This window comes from Pseudomonas sp. Irchel s3f10, from assembly GCF_900187515.1.
GTDB classification, from domain to species: Bacteria; Pseudomonadota; Gammaproteobacteria; order Pseudomonadales; family Pseudomonadaceae; genus Aquipseudomonas; species Aquipseudomonas tensinigenes.
In genome coordinates this window covers 850,564-866,905 of record NZ_FYDZ01000002.1, presented here as the reverse complement: position 1 = coordinate 866,905, position 16,342 = coordinate 850,564, and the positions used below count along the sequence as shown (strand labels likewise).

Annotated in this window: 10 protein-coding genes and 2 rRNA genes; 10 read left to right on the top strand and 2 right to left on the bottom strand. The window is 59.7% G+C overall.

Annotated features, from left to right (window positions below):
- The 8 genes from CKW17_RS09105 to CKW17_RS09070 all read left to right on the top strand — a co-directional run.
- Positions 1-95: ribosomal RNA gene (locus CKW17_RS09105) — 23S ribosomal RNA — on the top strand; the annotation flags it as partial.
- Between the two features lie 164 nt (positions 96-259).
- Positions 260-375 (top strand): 5S ribosomal RNA (gene rrf, locus CKW17_RS09100).
- Positions 376-528: 153 nt separating this feature from the next.
- Complete coding sequence (gene recC / locus CKW17_RS09095) at positions 529-3,981, top strand: exodeoxyribonuclease V subunit gamma (RefSeq protein ID WP_095119595.1); 3,453 nt, start codon at positions 529-531, stop codon at positions 3,979-3,981.
- Entirely contained in the window at positions 3,978-7,667 is a 3,690-nt protein-coding gene (gene recB / locus CKW17_RS09090; protein WP_095119594.1) for an exodeoxyribonuclease V subunit beta, read from the top strand. Before recC ends, recB begins: the two co-directional genes overlap by 4 nt.
- A complete protein-coding gene (gene recD / locus CKW17_RS09085; RefSeq protein WP_095119593.1) occupies positions 7,664-9,772 on the top strand; it encodes an exodeoxyribonuclease V subunit alpha in 2,109 nt (702 codons plus the stop codon). Before recB ends, recD begins: the two co-directional genes overlap by 4 nt.
- Before the next feature lie 119 nt (positions 9,773-9,891).
- Positions 9,892-10,467, top strand: a complete 576-nt coding sequence (locus CKW17_RS09080; protein ID WP_095119592.1) for a YfiR family protein — start codon at positions 9,892-9,894, stop codon at positions 10,465-10,467.
- A complete protein-coding gene (locus tag CKW17_RS09075) occupies positions 10,464-11,732 on the top strand; it encodes a diguanylate cyclase domain-containing protein (protein ID WP_095119591.1) in 1,269 nt (422 codons plus the stop codon). The genes CKW17_RS09080 and CKW17_RS09075 overlap by 4 nt, the downstream gene beginning before the upstream one ends.
- A 47-nt stretch (positions 11,733-11,779) precedes the next feature.
- Positions 11,780-12,232 (top strand): OmpA family protein, encoded by a 453-nt coding sequence (locus tag CKW17_RS09070; RefSeq protein ID WP_189684027.1) that lies wholly within the window; start codon positions 11,780-11,782, stop codon positions 12,230-12,232.
- On the opposite strand, the gene CKW17_RS09065 is transcribed toward CKW17_RS09070, so the two are convergent.
- Positions 12,229-13,176 carry a LysR family transcriptional regulator gene (locus tag CKW17_RS09065; protein WP_095119589.1) on the bottom strand — a complete coding sequence of 316 codons (948 nt, stop codon included), beginning with the start codon at positions 13,174-13,176 and terminating at the stop codon, positions 12,229-12,231. The two genes, CKW17_RS09070 and CKW17_RS09065, sit on opposite strands and share 4 nt — an antisense overlap.
- 149 nt (positions 13,177-13,325) lie before the next feature.
- Here CKW17_RS09065 and CKW17_RS09060 point away from each other — a divergent pair, with 149 nt between their 5' ends.
- Together CKW17_RS09060 and mmsB are read left to right on the top strand one after the other, a co-directional pair.
- On the top strand, positions 13,326-14,852 hold the full coding sequence (locus CKW17_RS09060; protein ID WP_095119588.1) for a CoA-acylating methylmalonate-semialdehyde dehydrogenase: 1,527 nt from the start codon (positions 13,326-13,328) through the stop codon (positions 14,850-14,852).
- Positions 14,853-14,862: 10 nt separating this feature from the next.
- Complete coding sequence (mmsB, locus tag CKW17_RS09055; protein ID WP_093442369.1) at positions 14,863-15,765, top strand: 3-hydroxyisobutyrate dehydrogenase; 903 nt, start codon at positions 14,863-14,865, stop codon at positions 15,763-15,765.
- 161 nt (positions 15,766-15,926) lie between these two features.
- On the opposite strand, the gene CKW17_RS09050 is transcribed toward mmsB, so the two are convergent.
- Positions 15,927-16,271 carry a cupin domain-containing protein gene (locus CKW17_RS09050; protein ID WP_095119587.1) on the bottom strand — a complete coding sequence of 115 codons (345 nt, stop codon included), beginning with the start codon at positions 16,269-16,271 and terminating at the stop codon, positions 15,927-15,929.
- Between the last annotated feature and the right edge of the window lie 71 nt (positions 16,272-16,342).

The window sequence follows — 16,342 nt, the reverse complement described above, 5'->3', positions numbered from 1 at the left end:
AGGGCCGTCGAAGACTACGACGTTGATAGGTTGGGTGTGTAAGCGCTGTGAGGCGTTGAGCTAACCAATACTAATTGCCCGTGAGGCTTGACCATATAACACCCAAGCAATTTGCGTCGAAAGGCCAAGTTGCGGTGTGTGAAGACGAAACGAACCGAAAGTTCGACTGCACTTAAAAAAGCAGCACAAACACCGAAAGCTGTCACATACCCAATTTGCTGAAGCGAGGCCATCTGGCCACGACTCAGTACCCGAATTTCTTGACGACCATAGAGCGTTGGAACCACCTGATCCCATCCCGAACTCAGCAGTGAAACGATGCATCGCCGATGGTAGTGTGGGGTTTCCCCATGTGAGAGTAGGTCATCGTCAAGATTAAATTCCGAAACCCCAATTGCGAAAGCAGTTGGGGTTTTGTTTTGCCCGCAGGAAAGTTCTTACAGCATTCGCAGGCGCCGTCCGGCTGTCACAACCTGCCGACAATGCTAAGGTTCTGCCCTGGCTTTCGTACTTTCCAAGGAATCCTTTATGCCGGACGCTCAGTCCCTCAACGCTGCATTCATGGTGGTCCAGAGCAACAGCCTGGACGAACTGCGCAGCCTTGTGATCAGCATCATGCGGCGTTATCCGCTGGCTCCCCTGGAAAACGAAATAGCTCTGGTGCAGAGCAACGGCATTGCCCAATGGCTAAAATTGGCCTTGGCCGAAGATTCTGAGGAAGATGACCTTGGCGGTTGCGGTATTGCCGCAGCAATTGATGTGCAACTGCCGGGCAGTTTCATGTGGCAGCTTTACCGCATGGTACTTGGCCGAGATGAAATTCCGCCCAAATCCCTGCTCGATAAAGCCCCGCTGACCTGGCGCCTCATGCGCCTGCTCCCTCAGGTCATTGATCGCCCGCATTTTGAGCCGTTGCAACGCTTCCTTACCCATGACACCGACCTGCGCAAGCGCTACCAATTGTCCGAGCGCTTGGCGGATCTGTTCGACCAGTATCAGGTGTACCGGGCCGACTGGCTTGAAGACTGGGCCGAAGGTCGGCATCAGTTGCGCAATGTAAGAGGTGAAGTAAAACCATTGCCCCCGACCAGTTGCTGGCAGGCGGAACTGTGGCGTGCGCTGCTGGATGACGTTGGCGAACAGGGGATGGCACAGAGTCGTGCCGGCGTTCACCAACGGTTCATCGAGCGCATCAACAATCTTGCCGAAGCTCCTGCGGGATTGCCTTCGCGAGTGATCGTTTTCGGTATTTCTTCGCTGCCAGCCCAGGTGCTTGAAGCACTGGCCGGGCTTGCGCGTTTCAGTCAGGTCCTGCTGTGTGTTCACAACCCGTGCCGCCACCACTGGGCCGATATTGTCGCCGACAAGGATTTGCTGCGGCACCAGTACAAGCGGCAATCGCGCAAGACTGGAATGCCCACAGTGCTGGACCCTGATGCACTGCATCAACACGCTCATCCACTGTTGGCTGCATGGGGCAAACAAGGCCGCGACTACATCAACCTGCTCGACAGCTATGACGATCCCAATAGCTATCGGGCGGCTTTCCGCGACGGCCGCATAGACCTGTTCAGCGAAACTCAACCACACAATCTGCTCAATCAACTCCAGGACGACATTCTCGAGTTGCGCCCACTCAATGAGACTCGCGAACACTGGCCCGTAGTCGATCTGGTACAAGACGAGTCGATCCGTTTCCACATTGCCCACAGCGCTCAGCGTGAAGTCGAAATACTGCATGACCAGCTTCTGGCGCGGTTCAGTGCCAACCCGGATTTGCGTCCTCGCGATGTGATCGTAATGGTGCCTGACATCGATAGCTACGCCCCGCATATCCGCGCGGTGTTTGGTCAGCTTGACCGGCAGGACGAGCGGTTCATCCCCTTCACATTGGCGGATCAAGGGCAACGTGGTCGTGATCCACTGCTGATCGCCGTCGAACACCTGCTTAAGCTTCCCGACAGCCGTTTTCCGGTCAGTGAAATCCTCGACTTGCTTGACGTTCCTGCACTTCGCGCTCGTTTCGGTGTGGAAGAACGCGACCTGCCAACACTGCACCACTGGATCGAGGGTGCCGGCGTGCGCTGGGGGATGAACGCCGAGCAGCGCGCGGGTCTGGGTTTACCTGACGAGCTTGAGCAGAACAGCTGGCATTTCGGTCTGCGCCGCATGCTCCTGGGCTATGCCGTTGGCAGCGCCAGAGCGTGTGAAGGGATCGAACCTTATGATGAAATCGGCGGTCTCGACGCCGCACTGATCGGGCCGTTGGTGGCTCTGCTCGATGCCTTGGAACTCGCCCATCAACAGCTCACTCAACCCGCTCAAGCCAAGGAGTGGGGGTATCGATTGCAAGCGCTGATGCAACTGTTCTTCAAAGCCAGCAACGAGCATGACGACTACTTGTTGACCCAACTCGAAGAGCTACGTGAGACCTGGCTGGAAACGTGCGAGGCAGTAGGCCTGGCGGATGAGCTACCACTGACTGTGGTTCGTGAAGCCTGGCTCGCGGGTCTGGATCAGGGGCGCTTGTCTCAGCGCTTTTTGGCCGGCGCCGTGAATTTTTGTACGCTGATGCCCATGCGCGCCATTCCATTCAAACTGGTCTGTCTGCTGGGAATGAACGACGGCGATTATCCCCGCGCGCAGCCGCCGCTGGATTTCGACCTCATGGGTAGCGACTACCGCCCGGGAGATCGTTCACGGCGCGAAGACGACCGCTATCTTTTGCTTGAAGCGCTTTTGTCTGCGCGCAACCAGCTGTACATCAGTTGGGTTGGTCGCAGCATCCGCGATAACAGTGAGCGACCGGCTTCAGTGTTGATCGGCCAATTGCGCGATCACCTCGCAAGTGGCTGGCGATTGCTCGACGAAAATCGCGATCTGCTGAGTGCCATTACGCAAGAGCATCCACTGCAGCCGTTCAGTGCGCGCTATTTTCATGAAGGAGATCACCTGTTCAGCTATGCCAGTGAATGGCAGGTTCTGCATCAACCGCATGAGCCTCAAAACGAAACTCAGCTACTTACTCCTTATGTACAGGAGGAGCCGCTGAGCCTGGCTTTGTTGCAGGACTTTTTACGCAACCCGGTCCGGCACTTTTTCACCCAGCGCCTCAAGGTTTATTTCGAGGCTGCCGAAGCGCCGCTAGCCGACGAAGAACCCTTCGTGCTGGATGCATTACAGCGTTACACGCTCAGCGACAGCTTGCTCGAAGCCGCTCTCAGGCAACCGGATAATGTCGATCAAGCACTGACAGCCCAGGCCCGGCGTCTGCAAAACAGTGGTCTGTTGCCAATGGCCGGGTTTGGCGAGTGCCTGCAACGTGAGCTGATCGAACCTTTGCCGGACTTGCTACAGCGTTATCAACAACTGCTGGCACTCTGGCCTACCCCTTTGAGCAGTGCGATGCCGGTCAACCTTGAATTGCAGGGCTTGCGTCTTGAAGGCTGGCTCGCGGGTTTGCACAAGCGCGCTGACGCAGGCCTGTTGTCGATCACGACCATTCCCAACAGCATCGGCTCAATCAAAAGCCGCAAATGGCATCGGCTGACCAAACCTTGGGTTAATCATTTGGTGGCCTGCGCCAGCGGACTTTCGCTGACGACAGCATTAGTCGCCAGCGACGATACATTGCTGCTTGAACCCATGGAGCCAGCACGAGCGATACGTTTCCTTGGTGACTTGCTCCTCGCTTGGCAGGCAGGCATGCGACAGCCACTGCCGATCGCGGTAAAAACCGCTTTTGCGTGGCTTTCCCAAACCGATCCGCTGAAGGCCGAAGCGGCAGCGCGTAAAGCCTATGAAGGTGACGGGCAGACCAGCGAAGGCGAGCGCCGTGAGAGCCCCGCGTTGTCCCGGCAATACGCCGACTTCGATGCATTGCTTGCAGATGAAACATTCTCCGGTTGGTGCGACGCGTTGTATCGCCCTCTGCTTGAAGCACCATGGCGTTCACTGTCCACTGAAGGGGCTCGCGCATGAGCACCAAGACACCCCTCGCACTGGCCTTTCCGCTACAGGGCAGTCAGTTGATCGAAGCCAGTGCCGGTACCGGCAAAACATTCACCATCTCAGCTTTGTATCTGCGACTTATTCTTGGACACGGTGGCGAGTCGAGCGGCTTTGGTCGTGAATTGCTGCCACCACAGATTCTCGTCGTGACCTTCACCGATGCCGCGACCAAGGAACTGCGTGAGCGCATACGCACGCGTCTGGCTGAGGCAGCTCGATTCTTTCGTGACGAAACACCTGCCCCTGACGGACTGATTGCTGAACTGCGCGATCAATTCGAACCACAGCAGTGGCCCGGTTGTGCCAACCGCCTCGATGTCGCTGCGCAATGGATGGACGAGGCCGCTGTTTCGACCATCCACAGTTGGTGTCAGCGCATGCTCCGTGAACATGCGTTCGACAGCGGCAGCTTGTTCACCCAAACACTGGAAACCGATCACAGCGACTTGCTCGGAGAAGTGTTGCGCGATTACTGGCGGCTGTTCTGTTACCCGATGCAGGGCGATGCCTTGAGTTGGGTTCGCAGCAACTGGGGTGGGCCAGCAGCGTTGTTGCCTCGCGTGCGCGGTCTGTTCGCCAGTGAGCGCGACAGTGACGAGGGAAAGGCTCCGGCAGAGTTGATCGAGAAGTGCCTGCAAGAGCGCCGTGCGGCATTGATCGAGCTGAAAATGCCCTGGCGCCAATGGGCAGACGAGTTGCTCGCCATCTGTCATCAAGGCGTCACTAGCAAAACCGTCGACGGACGCAAGATGCAGGCACGTTACTTCGAACCGTGGTTCGAAAAGCTCAAGGCATGGGCTGAAGACGAGTCTCTGGAGCAACTGGATATCGGCACCGGTTTCACCCGACTGACCCCCGACGGCATGGCCGAAGCGTGGAAAGGTCAGGCCCCGAGCCACCCGGGTCTGGATGCCATGCCGAAACTCAAGTCGAGCCTCGATGCATTGCCCACTCCTGATGCCGCTGTGCTGCAACATGCCGCCAAATGGGTAGGCGCACGCTTTGAAGAAGAGAAGCGGCGTCGCGCCGAGATGGGCTTCGACGACATGTTGTTGCGCCTTGATGCAGCTTTGCAATCCGACGGTGGCGAACGTCTTGCGACGTTGATTCGCGAGCAATTCCCGGTCGCGCTGATCGATGAGTTCCAGGACACCGACCCGGTGCAGTACCGAATCTTCGAGAGCATCTATCGCATCGAAGACAACAGCCCCGAGACCGGCCTGTTTCTGATCGGTGATCCGAAGCAGGCGATCTACGCCTTCCGCGGTGCAGACATCTACACCTACCTGCGCGCACGTCAGGCTACCACTGGCCGACTGCATACACTGGGCACCAACTTCCGTTCCAGCCATGGCATGGTCAACGCGGTCAATCATGTATTCGCACGTGCCGAGTCCCGAGAGCAGGGACGCGGCGCGTTTTTGTTCCGCGAGAAAAACGGCGACAACCCGGTACCGTTTCTTCCTGTCGAATCTCAAGGTCGCAAGGAACAACTGCAAGTTGCCGGGCAAGCTATCGCGGCGCTGAATATCTGGCATTTGCCTGCCGACCAGCCACTGTCCGGCGTGGTCTATCGCCAGCAATTGGCAGCCGCGTGCGCCAGCGAAATCACCGCGCTGCTCAATGGCGGGCAAAGCGCTGACGCGGGGTTCGTGCAGGATGGCAAAGACTTCAGAGGTCTGAGGCCGTCCGACATTGCGATTCTCGTGCGCGACGGCAAAGAAGCCCAGGCCGTACGCAGTGAACTCGCTGCCCGAGGCGTGCGCAGTGTTTATCTGTCGGACAAGGATTCGGTTTTCGCGGCGCAAGAGGCTCATGACCTGTTGTCCTGGCTCAAGGCCTGTGCCGAGCCGGATGTAGAACGGTCCCTGAAAGCCGCGCTGGCCTGCATCACCCTGAACCTGCCATTGGCAGAGCTGGAACGTCTGAACCAGGACGAACTGGTGTGGGAAACCCGGGTCATGCAGTTCCGTGGCTATCGCGAGCTATGGCGCAAACAAGGTGTACTGCCGATGTTGCGCCGCTTGCTGCACGACTTCCACCTGCCGCAAACCCTGATGAGACGCACAGATGGTGAGCGTGTACTGACTAACCTTTTGCACCTGTCGGAATTGATGCAGCAAGCGGCTGCGGAGCTGGACGGGGAACAAGCGCTGATTCGTCATCTGGCCGAACTGCTGGCAGTGTCCGGTCAGGCTGGCGAAGAGCAGATTCTACGTCTGGAAAGCGACGAGCAACTGGTCAAAGTCGTGACCATCCACAAGTCCAAAGGTCTGGAATATCCATTGGTGTTCTTGCCGTTCATTTGTTCGGCGAAACCCGTGGATGGCAGTCGATTGCCACTGCATTATCACGACGCCGAGGGCAAGGCTCAGATTAGCCTCAAGCCGACTGCCGAGCTGATCGCGCAAGCCGACGATGAGCGTCTGGCTGAAGACCTGCGCTTGCTCTACGTTGCTCTGACTCGCGCGCAGCACGCCTGCTGGTTGGGTGTGACGGATCTCAAACGCGGCAATAACAACAGCTCGGTGCTGCACCTTTCGGCACTGGGTTATTTGCTCGGCGGTGGTGTATCTCTGGGTGAGTCCAGCGAACTGAAGCGCTGGCTGCAAGACCTGCAACAAGACTGCCCGGCCATCCACATCGATGAAATGCCACAACCCACCGCCGAGCATTACCAGCCGCCACGCAATGACGCCGTGCTGAGCGCCACGCTGTTGCCCAAGCGTAAGGCCAGTGAAAACTGGTGGATCGCCTCCTACAGCGCATTGCGCATCAGCGACGTATTGAGTGTCGGCAGCGATGAAGCGCCGGACAGCCCGCAAGCGCAAAAACTATTCGATGATGAGCGCCTCGATCCCGACGCCCCGCGAGAAATCATTGCCGGTGGCGCCGATATCCATCGCTTTCCTCGTGGCCCCAATCCAGGAACGTTTCTTCACGGTTTGCTGGAATGGGCCGGAGATGACGGCTTTGCCGTTTCCCGCGAGGCGTTGGAGGATGCGATTGCCCGACGCTGTAACCTGCGTGGCTGGGAAGGCTGGATCACCACTCTGAGCGACTGGCTGCAGCACCTGCTCAAATCGCCACTGCCGATTGCTGGCGGGCAACTACCGGTTGTTCTTGAGCAACTGAAGCAATACCGGGTCGAGATGGAGTTCTGGTTCGCCAGCCATAAAGTCGATGTCCTCAAACTAGACGAACTGGTGCGTCAGCACACTCACAGGGGCGTGGCCCGTGTGGCGGCAGAACCGGTGCAACTCAACGGCATGTTCAAAGGCTTCATCGACCTGACCTTTGAGCACGATGGTCGTTATTACGTGGCCGATTACAAGTCCAACTGGCTCGGCGTGGATGATCTGGCCTATACCGAGCAGGCCATGGAGCAGTCGATCCTCGACAACCGTTATGACCTGCAATACGTGTTGTACCTGCTGGCGTTGCACCGCCAACTCAAGGCCCGGCTGCCTGATTACGATTACGACCGGCATATCGGCGGGGCGTTGTATCTGTTTCTGCGCGGCACCCGTGCTGACAGTCGCGGTGTCTATTTTGTACGTCCGCCCCGTGAGCTGATCGAGCGTCTCGACCGGATGTTCCAAGGCAAACCCGAACCCAAGACCGAGCCCGCCTGGGAACAGGGAGTCCTGCTATGAGCCGCACCTTTGCCGATCTGCTCCCTACGCCGCTGGCTGCTGACAGTCTGTCGAGGTTATCGCCCCTGACCAGCGCCGACGACCTGTTGATATTGCTGACCCGGTGGGTCGAGCGCGGCTGGTTGCGTGCGCTGGACAAAGCGTTTGTCGGGTTCCTGCACGAACTTGAGCGCGATACCGATCCGCTGGTGTTGCTTGCTGCTGCCCTGACCAGTCATCAACTTGGCCACGGTCATGTCTGTCTCGATCTGTATGAAACCCTGAAAGCGCCCGACTTCGCGCTGTCGCTACCCCCCGAAGGAGACGTGCAAGGTGGTGTCTTGTTGCTACCTTCGCAATTGCTCGAGGCGCTCGATGGTGCTCACTGGTGCAAGGTGCTGGCGGGCAGCTCTCTGGTCGCATTGTCGGCGGATAGCAGCGATTCAGCACAACAACGCCCGTTGGTGTTGGCGGGCAAACGCCTGTATCTGCGACGCTACTGGGCCTACGAGCGGCGCATCGATACGGCATTGCGTCAGCGTCTGCAGCAAGTCGAGCCGACGCCGGACGATCTGCCGCAGCGCTTGAACGAGCTGTTCGGATCAGCGAAAACGGGTGAGGTGATCGACTGGCAGAAACTCGCCTGCGCCCTCGCAACTCGTGGTGCTTTCAGCATCGTCACTGGCGGTCCGGGCACCGGCAAAACCACCACCGTGGTGCGCTTGCTGGCCCTGCTTCAAGCGCCCGCGGTTGCCACCGGTCATCCGCTGCGGATTCGTCTGGCGGCACCGACAGGCAAGGCTGCGGCGCGGTTGACCGAGTCCATCAGCCAACAAGTGCAGTCACTGGAAGTCAGCGAAGAGGTGCGGGCGAAAATTCCTTGCGACGTCACCACCGTGCATCGTCTGTTGGGCAGTCGTCCCGGCACCCGACACTTCCGACACCACTCCGGCAACCGCCTGCCACTGGATGTGCTGGTGGTCGACGAAGCCTCGATGATCGACCTGGAAATGATGGCCAACCTGCTGGATGCCTTGCCACCCCATGCACGACTGGTCTTGCTGGGCGACAAGGATCAACTGGCCTCCGTGGAGGCCGGCGCGGTGCTGGGGGATTTGTGTCGAGACGCCGAGAGTGGCTGGTACAACCCGCAGACCCGACGGTGGCTGGAGTCGGTCAGCGGTGAGTCGCTGCAGGACAGTGGCTTGCATGAAGACGTCGATGGCACCCACCCGCTGGCCCAGCAAGTGGTGATGCTGCGCCACTCCCGGCGCTTCGGCGAGGGCAGTGGGATTGGTCAGCTCGCGCGTCGGGTCAACCAACAGCTGCCGGATGAAGCGCGCCAGTTGCTCACGGCCGGGCACTATGACGATGTGTATTCGCTGCCGCTCAAGGGCGAGCACGATCACACGCTGGAGCGACTGTTGCTGGAGGGTCATGGCGACGGCCCACAAGGCTATCGCCATTATCTGAGCGTGCTGCGTGATCAGCGTCCACCCTCGGGCCGGCCACTCGAACATCCGGACTGGGTCATTTGGGCCCGTGAAGTCTTGCAGGCGTTCGACACCTTCCAGTTGCTGTGCGCGGTGCGCAAAGGGCCGTGGGGTGTCGAAGGTCTGAATCAACGCATCACCGCCGCGCTGCTCAAAGCACGTCTGATCGAAAACGATCAGCAATGGTACGAAGGCCGCCCGGTATTGATGACTCGCAACGACTACGGTCTGGGTTTGATGAACGGCGACATCGGCATCGCCCTCAAGCTGCCCGAGCGCGAAGGCCCTGACGCAGGCAAACCGGTGTTGCGCGTGGCGTTCCCGCGCAACGATGGTCAGGGCGGTGTGCGCTTCGTATTGCCCAGCCGGCTCAATGATGTCGAAACCGTCTACGCCATGACGGTGCACAAGTCCCAGGGCTCGGAATTTGCCCACACGGCGCTGATCCTGCCCGATGCCTTGAATCCGGTGCTGACCAAAGAATTGATCTACACCGGCATCACCCGCGCCAAGCATTGGTTCACCCTGATCGAATCCCGCCCCGGGGTGTTGGAGGAGGCGGTGCAGCGCAGGGTCAAACGCCTGAGCGGGCTGATGCTGGAACTGGAGGAGGGCGCCGCGCCTCGGGGGTGAAAATCCAGACGATTGGCGGCGTTTACTGACCAACCGGTCAGAGGTCGCTGTCTCGCTGGTGTTTCACTGCTGTGCTATCGTTGCGGCATCATTTCGCTACGATCCAAGAGAATCCTTGCATGAAGGTGTCTGTCTGGGCGACAGGGCGCGTAGTTGTCTGCAAGCACGCGTTGCTTGTTGCTCTGCTCTGGTTGTTGACGGGTGCGGCTTTCGCGCAACCACAAGCGCCGACAGGCATGGCCGAACAGCGGGCCAAATCTGTCACGCAGGTAGTTCTTGGCATTCTCAGCTACGCGCGCTGGCCGGTTGAGCCGGCGCAATTGCGCCTGTGCATCGTCGGCCCGACCGAATACACCGACGACCTGGTCAAAGGCACCACGCAAGCCACCGGCCGGCCGGTCACCGTACGTCGCCTGCTGGCCGACAACCCGGCCATCGTCAGCGAATGCGATGCGGTGTACATCGGCAAACTCACGCCCGATGAACGCACTCGCTTGTTCGCTTCGCTGATTGGTCATCCAGTACTGAGCATCAGTGAAGGTGGCGATCAATGCACGGTCGGTAGCCTGTTCTGTCTGCGCGTTGGCGATGAGCAAGTGTCCTTCGAGGTCAATCTCGACTCCGTTGCCCGTAGCGGCGTGCGCATTCACCCCAGCGTGCTGCAATTGTCGCGTCGCAAATCGGCGGCGCCATGAACCTGTTCAGATCGAATAGCCGCCCAACGTTGGGTTCGGTCATTGGCCGAGGGCATTTGACCGTCGCGCTGGTGGGCGTGGCGATGGCCAGTGTTTCGCTGACGTTGCTCGGCGTACTGGCATTACGCGTTTACGCCGATCACAACCTGCACTTGATCGCCCGATCGATCAGCTACACCGTGGAAGCCGCAGTGGTGTTCAACGACAAGACCGCCGCCAACGAATCGCTGGCGCTGATTGCTTCCTCCGAAGAGGTTGCTGACGCCCAGGTGCTGGACAGCCAGGGGCAACTGCTCGCGCATTGGCAACGCCCGGAAAACGGTTTGTTCTCTGAGCTGGAAATGCAGATCACCCGCGCCATCCTGGAAAAACCCATCAGCCTGCCGATCGAGCATCAGGACCGTGAAATCGGTCGTGTGCTGCTCACCGGCCATGGTGGCAGCCTGATGCGCTTTCTGCTCAGCGGTCTGGCGGGGATCATTCTCTGTACCGCGATCAGCGCCTGGGTGGCGCTCTACCTTGCGCGCCGGCAGTTACGCGCGATCACCGGCCCTCTGCGCAGTCTGGCCAATGTGGCTCACGCCGCGCGCAGCGAGCGAGCGCTGGATCGCCGCGTGCCGCCAGCGCAGATCGCCGAACTCGACAACCTCGGCAATGACTTCAACGCCTTGCTCGATGAGCTGGAGTCGTGGCAAACCCACCTGCAAAACGAAAACGAAACCCTCGCTCACCAGGCCAGTCACGACAGCCTGACCGGTCTGCCGAACCGAGCGTTTTTCGAAGGGCGCTTGATCCGTGCGTTGCGCAACGCCAGCAAACACGATGAGCGTGTGGCGGTGTTGTTTCTCGACAGTGACCGTTTCAAAGGCATCAACGACAACTTCGGCCACGCCGCCGGTGATGCGGTGCTGGTGGCGGTGGCCAATCGCGTTCGTGCGCAGTTGCGCGAAGAGGATCTGGTGGCGCGGCTGGGCGGTGACGAGTTCGCTGTTCTGCTCACGCCGCTGCACAAGGTCGAAGATGCCGAGCGCATTGCCGACAAGATCCTCGCCAGCATGGACATGCCCATCGCGCTGCCGGGCGACACCAGTGTCGTGACCTCGCTCAGTATCGGCATTGCGGTTTTTCCCGATCATGGTGTCACGCCGGGGGCCTTGCTCGATGCCGCCGATGCGGCGATGTATCAAGCCAAGCGTCTGTCGCGCGGCGCCCAATTCACGGCCGGGGCGGAGCACCTGGTCGATTCCGTTCAAACCAGGAGCTGACTGTCGTGTTCACACTGTCCATTCGATCTTTTTACGCGGTGCTGTTGATGGCCGTACTGGCCCTGACCGGTTGCCAGACCGCCCCGCAAAAAGGCCTGACGCCAGCGCAGGTCGCCGTTCTCAAACAACAGGGTTTTGAATTGACCGACGAGGGCTGGGAATTTGGCCTGTCCGGCAAAGTGCTGTTTGGCAGCGACGTCGAAAGCCTGAACCAGCCAAGCACCGAGATCGTCGAACGCATCGGCAAGGCCCTGCTGGGTGTCGGCATCGAGCGCGTGCGCGTCGATGGCCACACCGACGCATCGGGCAAAGAGACGTACAACCAGCAACTGTCCCTGCGCCGTGCGAAAAGTGTCGCCAACGTGCTGGGCACGGTTGGTATGAAACAAGAGAACATCCAGTTGCAGGGCCTGGGTAGCAAAGAGCCGGTGGCGTCCAACGATACGGCAGCCGGCCGCACGGAGAACCGCCGGGTGTCGATTGTGGTCAGCGCCGACTAGTCGGCGAACTGCATCTCGCGGGTCTGCCCCATCAGCAGACCTTGATTACGCTCAGTCACCTCCCGAATGTAATCCCACAACAAAGTGATCCGCTTCAACTTCCTCAGATCCTCCCGGCAGTACATCCAGAACTGCCGGGTAATATCGATTTCCTCCGGCAACACCGGCAGCAGGCGCGGATCCTGCGCGGCGAGGAAGCACGGCAGAATCGCCAGTGAGCGCCCTTGCTGCGCCGCGACGAATTGCGCGATCACGCTGGTGCTGCGCAAGTTGGCGCTGGCGCCCGGCAACACGTTCGCCAGGTACAGCAGCTCCGAGCTGAACGCCAGGTCATCCACATAACTGATGAATTGATGCTTGCCCAAGTCTGCCGGGCGGCGGATCGGTGGGTGTTGGTCCAGATAGTCCTGGGTCGCGTAGAGCTGCAAACGGTAGTCGCAGAGTTTGCAGCACACGTACGGCCCGTGCTCCGGGCGTTCCAGGGCGATGACGATATCGGCCTCGCGCTTGGACAGGCTGATGAAGTGCGGCAGCGGCAGGATGTCCACCGAGATCGCCGGGTAAGCGTCGACGAAATGGCTCAGATGCGGGGTGATGAAAAAACTGCCGAAACCTTCGGTGCAACCCATGCGCACATGCCCGGACAACGCCACACCGGAACCTGAAACCTGCTCGCAGGCCATGTGCAATGTGCTTTCGATCGACTCGGCATAACCGAGCAAACGCTGGCCTTCGGTGGTCAGGACGAAGCCGCTGGTCCGCGACTTCTCGAACAGCAAAGTGCCCAATGCCCCTTCCAGCGAACTGATCCGCCGCGACACCGTGGTGTAGTCGACAGCCAGCCGTTTGGCGGCGGTACTGGCCTTGCGGGTGCGGGCGACTTCGAGGAAAAACTTGAGGTCGTCCCAGTTCAGCGAGCCTAGAGAGGTGATGTTTTTTTGCATGATGGACGGGCTTATATGTGCGTTCTTATTAGAAGTTTGCACATCTATACTCCAAAAACAGTCCGACAACCAATTCGTGACACACGCCTCATCTCAAGGCGAACCTTTCGCCTTGGCTCCTACGATAAAAACAAGTTTCGGAGACCAGCATGAACGCATCGCTTACGCCCAACGAAACCACGTTCCAGAAGGTCAAGCTGCTGATCAATGGCGAATGGGTCGAGTCGCAGACCACCGAATGGCACGACATCGTCAACCCGGCGACCCAGCAAGTGCTGGCCAAAGTCCCGTTCGCTACCGCCGCTGAAGTCGATGCTGCCGTCACCGCCGCCCAGCGCGCCTTCCAGACCTGGAAACTGACCCCGATCGGCGCACGCATGCGCATCATGCTCAAGCTGCAAGCGCTGATCCGCGAACACTCCAAACGCATTGCCGTGGTGCTCAGCGCCGAGCAGGGCAAAACCATTGCCGACGCCGAGGGCGATATTTTCCGTGGCCTGGAAGTGGTCGAGCACGCCTGCTCCATCGGCAGCCTGCAAATGGGCGAGTTCGCCGAGAACGTCGCCGGCGGTGTTGATACTTACACGCTGCGTCAGCCGATCGGCGTGTGCGCAGGCATTACCCCGTTCAACTTCCCGGCGATGATTCCGCTGTGGATGTTCCCGATGGCCATCGCCTGCGGCAACACTTTCGTCTTGAAGCCTTCGGAGCAGGATCCGCTGTCGACCATGCTGTTGGTGGAACTGGCGATCGAGGCCGGCGTTCCGGCGGGCGTGTTGAACGTGGTTCACGGCGGTAAAGACGTGGTCGATGGCCTGTGCACGCACAAGGACATCAAAGCCGTGTCCTTCGTCGGCTCGACTGCGGTTGGCACCCACGTTTATGACCTGGCCGGCAAGCACGGCAAGCGCGTGCAATCGATGATGGGCGCGAAGAACCACGCCGTGGTGCTGGCCGATGCCAACCGCGAGCAAGCGCTGAATGCCTTGGTCGGCGCCGGTTTCGGTGCCGCCGGGCAACGTTGCATGGCCACTTCGGTGGTGGTGTTGGTCGGTGCGGCGAAACAATGGCTGCCGGATCTGAAAGCGCTGGCGCAGAAACTCACCGTCAACGCCGGCAATGAGCCGGGCACCGATGTCGGCCCGGTGATCTCGAAGAAAGCCAAGGCGCGAATTCTCGATCTGATCGAAAGCGGCATCAAGGAAGGCGCCAAGCTGGAACTGGACGGTCGCGACATCAAGGTGCCGGGCTACGAGCAGGGCAACTTTGTCGGCCCGACCTTGTTCTCGGGCGTGACCACCGACATGCAGATCTACACCCAGGAAATCTTCGGCCCGGTGCTGGTGGTGCTGGAAGTCGACACCCTCGATCAGGCGATTGCGCTGGTCAACGCCAACCCGTTCGGCAACGGCACCGGCCTGTTCACCCAGAGCGGCGCAGCGGCGCGTAAATTCCAGACTGAAATCGACGTCGGCCAGGTCGGCATCAATATCCCGATTCCAGTGCCGGTGCCATTCTTCAGCTTCACCGGTTCGCGCGGTTCGAAACTCGGCGACCTCGGCCCGTACGGCAAGCAAGTGGTGCAGTTCTACACGCAGACCAAAACGGTCACGGCGCGCTGGTTCGATGACGACAGCGTCAACGACGGCGTGAACACCACCATCAACCTGCGCTGAGGAATCGATCATGAAAATCGCATTTATCGGTCTGGGCAACATGGGCGCGCCGATGGCGCGCAACCTGATCAAGGCTGGCCACTCGCTGAGTCTGGTCGACCTGAACAAAACCGTGCTGGCGGAACTGGAGCAACTGGGCGGCAGCATTCGCGCTTCGGCCCGTGAAGCAGCCGAAGACGCCGAACTGGTAATCACCATGCTGCCGGCGGCTGTGCATGTGCGCAGTGTCTGGCTCGGTGAGGATGGTGTGCTGGCTGGGATTCGCCAAGGTGTGCCAGCGGTGGATTGCAGCACCATCGATCCGCAGACGGCCCGCGATGTAGCGGCCGCTGCGGCGAAACAAGGCGTGGCCATGGCCGATGCGCCAGTGTCCGGTGGCACCGGTGGTGCCACTGCCGGCACGCTGACCTTTATGGTCGGCGCCACTCCGCAACTGTTCGCCACCCTGCAACCGGTGCTGGCGCAGATGGGTCGCAACATCGTGCATTGCGGCGAAGTCGGCACCGGGCAGATCGCCAAGATCTGCAACAACCTGCTGCTGGCGATCTCGATGGTCGGCGTCAGTGAAGCGATGGCGCTGGGTGATGCGCTGGGCATCGACACCTCGGTGCTGGCCGGGATCATCAACAGCTCGACCGGGCGTTGCTGGAGTTCGGAGATGTACAACCCGTGGCCGGGCATCGTCGAAACGGCACCGGCTTCGCGTGGTTATACCGGCGGGTTTGGCGCGGAACTCATGCTGAAGGATTTGGGTCTGGCGACCGAAGCGGCGCGTCAGGCTCATCAACCGGTGGTGCTCGGCGCGGTGGCGCAGCAGTTGTATCAGGCGATGAGTCAGCGTGGGGATGGCGGGAAGGATTTCTCGGCGATCATCAACAGCTATCGCAAGCCTGCAATAGAAGGACAGCGCTGAACAAACTGTGGGAGCTAGCCTGCTAGCGATGGCTGAGTGTCAGGCAACTCATTTTTGCCAGATTGATCGCAATCGCTAGCAGGCTAGCTCCCACAGGGATTTGAGTGAATCTGTGACATTTGCCGGGAAATCACGTCGGGTGATCTCCCGGCTTTTTTGCATCAGGCAAACACGAAATATTTGCGCACGGTCTCGACCACTTCCCACGTGCCTTTCATGCCCGGTTCAACCACAAAGATATCGCCAGCACGCAGGTGGATCGACGCCATGCCGTCCGGGGTGATTACGCAGTAGCCTTCCTGGAAATGGCAGTATTCCCACTTCACGTATTCAACGCGCCACTTGCCCGGCGTGCAGATCCACGTGCCCATGATCTTGCTGCCGTCTTCGCTGGTGTAGGCGTTGAGGTTGACGGTGTGCGGGTCGCCTTCGAGTTTTTCCCATTTGCAGGCATCGAGTACCGGCAGCGGATGGGTGTCGCGTAGAACGGTGATAGGGGCGGTCATGTGTCGGCTCCAGACAAGGCGATCAAACGGAAGCTGCACCCTATAGCGCCGCGCCTTGGCCCAGATGTCTG